A 5,629-nucleotide genomic window follows, 5' to 3' on the forward strand; every position below is an offset into this window, starting at 1 on the left:
TGCGATGGCCAACATGGAGTTTGGCTTTGGCGAGGGCGGCTACCAACCGTCCGAGTTCATCAAACGCTACCTGCCGCAAGGCACGTTCGACCTGCTCATCACCGACGAGGCGCACGAGTACAAGAACGGTGGCAGTGCCCAGGGCCAGGCCATGGGCGTGCTGGCGGCGAAGGCTCGCAAGACCTTGCTGCTGACCGGCACGCTGATGGGCGGCTATGGCGATGATCTGTTCGTGCGACGTGAAGTCGCTTGATTCATTGTTTCACCGCTTCGGCGGCAGGAAGCCTGATGTTCCGTCATCAGTAGCCTATCGGTGCATGCGTGGTTGGTAACGACTGCGTGTGAAGCCACCGAGACAATGTAGACCGGCGCAAGCCAAGTGGAGGCCGTGAGGCTGACACTGCATCTGCGAGCATCAATGCGGTTGGGTCGCTAGGCTGGTTGGTATGGTTAACGCAAGTGAAGTGCTGATAAACGTCGTCACGTCTGATAGAGCCAAAGATGCTGACAGGCTCTTTCCCAAAATGGGGCTGTAGCTGGACATCCCTTTGAATAGTGGGGATGCACGGACATTCATAGCTACCGGCGAAAAGGCACAACCTAATCCGACCTTGTGAATCAAGTGAAACACGGTAAGCCCGTATCTCTGCCCCTCGGGGCAGGCAGACCGCAAGGAATGCTGTTGGAGGTGCGGGTAGAGGAATGTGGAGAAAGCGAATGCCGCTCTGTAATGGGGCGGATAGGGATTGAGCCGCAAGGCGACATCATCCCGCGCGAAAGCGAGCAGACTTCCACTTGGTCTTTCTCTACGAGAAAACTTGTCCAACCTTCTTCAAGAGGGAATTGCAGATGACTACGCAAGAAATTGCTTGCGCGGGTGCGCCCTCACGCGAATCGGTCACATGGCACAGCATCGACTGGGCCAAGTGTCACCGTGAAGTGCGAAGGCTCCAAGCGCGTATCGTAAAGGCAACGCGGGAAGGGAAACACGGCAGGGTGAAAGCCTTGCAGTGGATTCTGACCCACTCGTTCAGCGGCAAAGCTTTGGCCGTCAGACGAGTCACCGAGAACCAAGGCAAAAGAACTCCGGGCGTGGATGGCATCACGTGGTCCACACCGGAGGCCAAGTCTCAAGCGGTCCAATCGCTGCGGCGGCACGGTTACAAGCCAATGCCGTTGAAGCGAATCTACATCCCAAAGTCGAATGGCAAATTGCGGCCACTCGGGATTCCGACGATGAAGGATCGGGCAATGCAGGCGCTGCACTTGCTTGCGCTCGAACCGGTCTCGGAAACGACGGGCGACCTGAACTCCTATGGGTTCCGTNCAATGGTCTCAAGGTGGTGAAGCCGGTTCGCGAAAGCGGGCTTTGAAAGGCTTGAGCCGTATGAGGGGAAACTCTCACGTACGGTTCTTAGGGGGGGATGGGCCAGCAATGGCCTGTCCCTACCCGACTACCTGCTGTTCCGGGCGCTGCCTGGACGGATGATCGAAGACGGCTACCGCCCGACCACGAGCGGCAGCATGACCTCGGCTGCGATGGCGTTCATGCGCGATCACGGCGTCCTCAAGGACATCTACTCCGAGAGCGCCGGCACGGCGCACAAAACGGCCAAGGGCACCAAGGTATCGGTGCGCACGGTCAAGGCTCCCGGCTTCGGCCCGAAAGGCGTCTTGCGCTGCATCCTGCCGTTCACGATCTTTCTCAAGCTCAAGGACATCGGTGGCAACGTCCTGCCGCCGTATGACGAGGAATTTCGTGAAGTCCAGATGGACGCGGCGCAAGCTGCGGCCTACCGCGATTTGGCGGGTCGGCTGACCGCAGAGCTGAAACAGGCTCTGGCGCGACGCGATACGACCTTGCTGGGTGTGGTGCTCAACGTGCTGCTGGCCTGGCCGGATTGCTGCTTCCGGTCGGAGACCGTGGTGCATCCGCGCACGCGCAACACCTTGGCGTTTGTCCCGGCTCAGTTCAATGAGTTCGAGATCAGCCCCAAGGAGCGCGAGCTGATCGACATCTGCAGGCAGGAGAAGGCACAGGGCCGCAAGGTTCTGGCCTACACGGTCTATACCGGCACGCGCGACACCACGTCGCGCCTGAAGGGGCTGCTGGAGCAGGAAGGCTTCAAGGTGGCGGTACTGCGCGCAAGCGTGGATGCCAGCCGCCGCGAGGACTGGATCGCCGAGCAACTGGACCGTGGCATCGACGTGCTCGTCACTAATCCCGAGCTGGTCAAGACGGGACTGGATCTGCTGGAGTTCCCGACGATTGTGTTCATGCAAAGTGGCTACAACGTGTACTCGCTCCAACAGGCAGCACGCCGCTCCTGGCGCATCGGGCAGAAACAGCCCGTGCGCGTGATCTACCTCGGCTACGCCGGCTCCTCGCAGATGACCTGCCTGGAACTGATGGCCAAGAAGATCATGGTCTCGCAGTCCACCTCGGGCGATGTGCCCGAATCGGGGCTGGATGTCCTGAACCAGGACGGTGATTCCGTCGAAGTGGCGCTGGCCCGGCAATTGGTCACCGCCTGATTTCCACGCCACAAGCCGGCCTAGCGCCGCCGGCTTTCTGTTCTTCCCACCTTGCAGCCCCGTCCGCGTTCTTCGTGGGCGGGGCTGCGTTTTTCTCTCATTCCAAAGTGTTCCCGTGAAGGCCGAGCGCTTGCCCAAGGCAGCAAACCGGGCACCACCCAGTTCGCATTCCTGGCTGACCGCACGGCATCGCGCCGCCAATGTATCGGCATCGCAACAGAAGAGCCGATGCCATGCCCGCCATCCATGTATCCCGGCGTCTGGTCGGCGCTGGTCTCCTGGCCGCTGCCCTGGCCAGCGGCTGCGCCACCACGACCGCGCCACTGGCACCAGACGCCATAGAGGAAATCGCCTCCGTTCCCCAACCCGAGGCACCCGAGTTCATTCCCGTCGTGCGCTATGGCCGCTACACGCTGGTTGAGCTGGCACCCTCGGCAGCGCAGCGTGACTTGCTGTTGCAGACCATCGATGTGTCCATGCCGGAGGATGCCCGTGCCACGGTGGGCGATGGCCTGCGGCATGTGCTCAAACGCAGTGGTTACCAGCTTTGCGAGATGGCCCACGCCGTGACCGAGTTGTATGCGCTGCCGCTGCCGGCGGCGCACCTGCATCTTGGCCCCATGACCTTGCGCGATGCGCTGCTTACCCTGGCTGGCCCGGCCTGGGAACTGCACGCGAATGACCGGGCACGGCAGATTTGCTTTGAGCAGGCTGGAGGCAGTGCGACCGCCGAGCACGAACACGAACCGCCTGCTGCCGAGGCGGTGCAGACGTTTCCGCTGATGCCTTCGGTTTCGGGAGGCCAGCCATGAATGCCGCGCAGTCTCCCCGTCGCCCGATCACCGCCATGATGTTGCAGAGCCTGATGTGGCTCTGGCTGATCGGCCTCAGCGTTTTCGTCGCTCTCGGCTACCAGGCGGTGAACGAGCAGGTCGACCAGGAGCTGCTTAATTCCCGCCTGCAACGTCTCGAAGCGCAGGCGGTAGGTCTGGCCGAGGCCATTGAGGCCATCCAGCAGCGTCCAACCGTCGCAACGGCGGCAGACCTTAAAGACACCCGCGAACTCCTGGAAGCACGCGCTGCCCAGGTCGAGACAACGCTGAGCGGCTATGCCGCTGCTGACGACCTTCAGGCGCTGCGCACGGAGGTCGAGCAAATCAAGACGCGCCAGACCGTTGCGCGCACCGCAGCACCCGCTCAGCCGCGCACACCGCGCAGGCCTAACGCCAAGCCGGAACCGCTGCCACTGCCGTTCCGCATCGTCGGCGCCGAACTTCGCGCCGGCCAGCGCAGCCTGTCCGTCGCGCCGAGCAGCGGGGACTTCACGCCCGACCAGCTTGAGGTACTGCTGCCCGGCGATTCGCTCGGCCCATGGCGCTTTCAGGCGGTCGAGGGCAACTCCGCCGTGTTTCAGGCCGGCGACCAGACCCGTCGCGTGGCGATCCCTTGAGCTGAGGACATGACATGAAGCTTGCCATTATCCTTTCCGCGCTTCTGCTGGTGTCTGCCCAGTTGTCCGCTTGGGCGCAGCAACCGACCACGGCCCCCGCCGGCAATGCCCAGAGCCAGGAGCGTCCGCTGGTCACTCGCGCCTTGAACGACCGGGTGGCAAGCGACTGGGGCTTGCAACCGCAGGAGTGGGCGCGCTATCGCGAACTGATGGATGGGCCGCTGGGTATCTACTCACCCAACCTGGACCCGCTGTCCGCCCTGGGCATCGAGGCGCGCACCGACGAGGAACGGCTCCGCTACGCAGAGCTGCAGGTGCAGATCGAGGCACGCCGTGTCGAGAAGCTGCTCGCCTACCAGCGTTCCTACGACGAGGCCTGGCAGCGCCTGAATCCCGGCATCCAGCGAGTGAATCTGCCTGACGACAAGTCCGACACCGGCACAAGCGCCAATCCCTTGCGCGGTTCAGGCCGCACGGCAGTGTTCATCAAGGACGGTTGCGCGGCCTGCGGGCAACTCGTGCAGCGCCTGCAATCCTCTGGTACCGAGTTCGACCTGTACATGGTCGGCAGCCGCCAGGACGATACACGCATCCGCGACTGGGCCAAGCGGGCGAACGTCGATCCGGCGCGCGTGCGCAGCGGTGGCATCACGCTCAACCATGATGGCGGGCGGTGGCTGTCGCTGAGCTTGCCCGGAGACCTTCCTGCGGTCGTGCGCGAGGTGAACGGTCAATGGCAGCGCCAGCCTTAGTGGCCACCTCCGTTTCGCAGTGCTTGCGCGCACTGGTGATCGCGGCGGGCCTGTGCGCCTGCGCCGCCCATGCCCAGGAGCTTCCGCCACCGGCTTACCAGCTTGCCGCACAGCGCGCAGGCATCCCCTCGACGGTGCTCTACGCCGTAGCCTTGCAAGAGAGCGGCATCCGACGCAATGGACGCATCGTCCCGTGGCCGTGGTCGCTCAACGTCGCTGGCCAGTCGCGTCGTTACGCAACACGCGCCGACGCCTGCGCCGGTTTGCAGCAGGCGATGCGCGCCACGCCGCACACACGCATCGACGCGGGCCTGGGCCAGATCAACCTCGGCTATCACCAGCAGCGCTACGTCAGTCCGTGCGACCTGCTCGACCCATACCGCAACCTCGCCATCGCCGCTGAAATCCTGAAGGAGCAGCACACCGCTGGCGAGGACTGGTTGCTGGCGATCGGTCGCTACCACCGTCCTGCGGGCGGAGAACCTGCCGCCCGTTACCGGCGTAGCGTGTCGCGCCATCTTGCCCGGGTGCAGGGCACGCATCCAACCGCTGCGGCCCTCGCCGTGCACCAGGAGAGATCCCCATGACGAAGTTCCCTCTGACCAACCTCACGCTGAAGGGCCTGCTCGTGCTGCTGGCGGCTCTGCCGCTGGCCTCGCGTGCCGGCGAGCCGCTGATCGTGGTCGAAGACCGTGGCGGCGCGTCGGCGCTGCCGTACTACGAGGCTCTGAACCTTCAGCCGCGCGCCGATGCGCCGGCCCGACCGCCCATCCCAATGCTCCCGGTGCCCGCCACGCCCATGGACGAGGCCGCGATGTTGCCGGTGCGCAGTGCCAAGCTCACGCCTGGCACCGTCGCGCGGCGTGTGATTGAAGCGCCCGGCCTGCGGCCG

5 protein-coding genes and 3 pseudogenes are annotated in these 5,629 nt (G+C 63.9%); all 8 read left to right on the forward strand.

Annotated elements, in window-relative coordinates:
- Positions 1 to 232: pseudogene (locus C1I89_RS33390) on the forward strand (DEAD/DEAH box helicase); the annotation flags it as partial.
- A gap of 617 nt (positions 233 to 849) precedes the next feature.
- Positions 850 to 1,326: pseudogene (locus C1I89_RS33395) on the forward strand (reverse transcriptase N-terminal domain-containing protein); the annotation flags it as partial.
- Between the two features lie 129 nt (positions 1,327 to 1,455).
- Positions 1,456 to 2,535: pseudogene (locus C1I89_RS33400) on the forward strand (helicase-related protein); the annotation flags it as partial.
- A gap of 233 nt (positions 2,536 to 2,768) precedes the next feature.
- The gene (locus C1I89_RS33405) at positions 2,769 to 3,347 is read left to right on the forward strand and encodes a PilL N-terminal domain-containing protein (RefSeq protein WP_003158629.1); all 579 of its coding nucleotides are present in this window, start codon (positions 2,769 to 2,771) and stop codon (positions 3,345 to 3,347) included.
- Entirely contained in the window at positions 3,344 to 3,985 is a 642-nt protein-coding gene (locus C1I89_RS33410; RefSeq protein WP_003158630.1) for a hypothetical protein, read from the forward strand. The genes C1I89_RS33405 and C1I89_RS33410 overlap by 4 nt, the downstream gene beginning before the upstream one ends.
- A gap of 14 nt (positions 3,986 to 3,999) precedes the next feature.
- Positions 4,000 to 4,737 (forward strand): TIGR03759 family integrating conjugative element protein, encoded by a 738-nt coding sequence (locus C1I89_RS33415; RefSeq protein WP_102776397.1) that lies wholly within the window; start codon positions 4,000 to 4,002, stop codon positions 4,735 to 4,737.
- Positions 4,719 to 5,324, forward strand: coding sequence for a transglycosylase SLT domain-containing protein (locus tag C1I89_RS33420; RefSeq protein WP_058163681.1), 606 nt, complete (start codon positions 4,719 to 4,721; stop codon positions 5,322 to 5,324). Before C1I89_RS33415 ends, C1I89_RS33420 begins: the two co-directional genes overlap by 19 nt.
- Positions 5,321 to 5,629: DUF2859 domain-containing protein (locus tag C1I89_RS33425; RefSeq protein WP_146196984.1), on the forward strand; the 309-nt coding region annotated here is incomplete at its 3' end. The genes C1I89_RS33420 and C1I89_RS33425, both read left to right, overlap by 4 nt.

Source organism: Achromobacter pulmonis, assembly GCF_002885955.2.
In the GTDB taxonomy this organism is placed as follows: domain Bacteria; phylum Pseudomonadota; class Gammaproteobacteria; order Burkholderiales; family Burkholderiaceae_B; genus Achromobacter; species Achromobacter pulmonis_A.

What these genes read in the sequence shown, in the direction of transcription:
- C1I89_RS33415 (WP_102776397.1), top strand. Translation starts at nt 4,000, where the DNA reads ATGAAGCTTGCCATTATCCTTTCCGCGCTTCTGCTGGTGTCTGCCCAG.
- C1I89_RS33405 (WP_003158629.1), top strand. Translation starts at nt 2,769, where the DNA reads ATGCCCGCCATCCATGTATCCCGGCGTCTGGTCGGCGCTGGTCTCCTG.
- C1I89_RS33420 (WP_058163681.1), top strand. Translation starts at nt 4,719, where the DNA reads ATGGCAGCGCCAGCCTTAGTGGCCACCTCCGTTTCGCAGTGCTTGCGC.
- C1I89_RS33410 (WP_003158630.1), top strand. Translation starts at nt 3,344, where the DNA reads ATGAATGCCGCGCAGTCTCCCCGTCGCCCGATCACCGCCATGATGTTG.